The organism is Vibrio sp. Y176 (genome assembly GCF_033438945.1).
In genome coordinates, this window is the sequence record NZ_JAWOQS010000436.1 from 1 (window position 1) to 746 (window position 746).

Here is a 746-nt window from a genome sequence, read left to right on the forward strand (position 1 = left end):
CACCGCCGAAATCAGCACGTATTCTTGGCAATCCGCAACAGGCGTTTTCGTTGCTTTCAAATTGCCATACTGGTTAACGACGGTGACGCATACAGACATTTTTTAGCCTTGAACGGGTTTCATTGAAGCTTCGAAGTGCTTCTTAATTTCTTGGTCGACTGGAATAGGCTCAGCCACGATAGGTCCTGCCAATGGGTCTTCGGGGTTAATCCCCAAGCGCAATTGGTATTCACGGCGAGGAACGAGAGCACCAGTGCGCTCAAGAAGCAGGGCATATTCATGGTCAATCATCAACGGTTGATCCCATTGGGGATTCACATCACCGGATTCACCGATAGTGCGGCGTTTGAATTTCTCCGAGTTGATTTCACGTAGAGGTCGTGACACGTTCAGTTGAGCACTGTCACCACGTGCTGAGTTCCAAGTGATATCCATGCCAAGTACAAAAACGGATTTAGCCATTTGTTAAGTCTCCAATATGTGAGTCACCAACTTGCCGTAGGTATCGGGGAAGGTGAATTTAGTTCCATCACGGACAAGGGAACCGACCACGGTTTCAATGTCGCCCTCATGGAATTCGATTAAAGAGTTCAGGATTTTCCCGTACTGGCGACGCATCCAGTGAGCCGAGGCCAACAGGTCTAACGCCGCACGTTTAGTCGGGACAGGTTTGGTATTGAATTTCTTTGCAGTAGAAATCGAGGCAGCGAAATCATTGAGCGCGGCATACGCGCCAGCTGGATTCA

At 49.1% G+C, this 746-nt stretch carries 1 protein-coding gene and 1 pseudogene; both read right to left on the bottom strand.

Annotated elements, in window-relative coordinates:
* Positions 1 to 102: 102 nt before the first annotated feature.
* A complete protein-coding gene (locus R7O13_RS26530; protein ID WP_318305166.1) occupies positions 103 to 462 on the bottom strand; it encodes a DUF1293 family protein in 360 nt (119 codons plus the stop codon).
* 3 nt (positions 463 to 465) lie between these two features.
* Positions 466 to 746: pseudogene (locus R7O13_RS26535) on the bottom strand (phage replication protein); the annotation flags it as partial.

Coding starts and splice junctions, on each gene's coding strand:
- R7O13_RS26530 (WP_318305166.1), bottom strand. CDS start 462: ATGGCTAAATCCGTTTTTGTACTTGGCATGGATATCACTTGGAACTCA.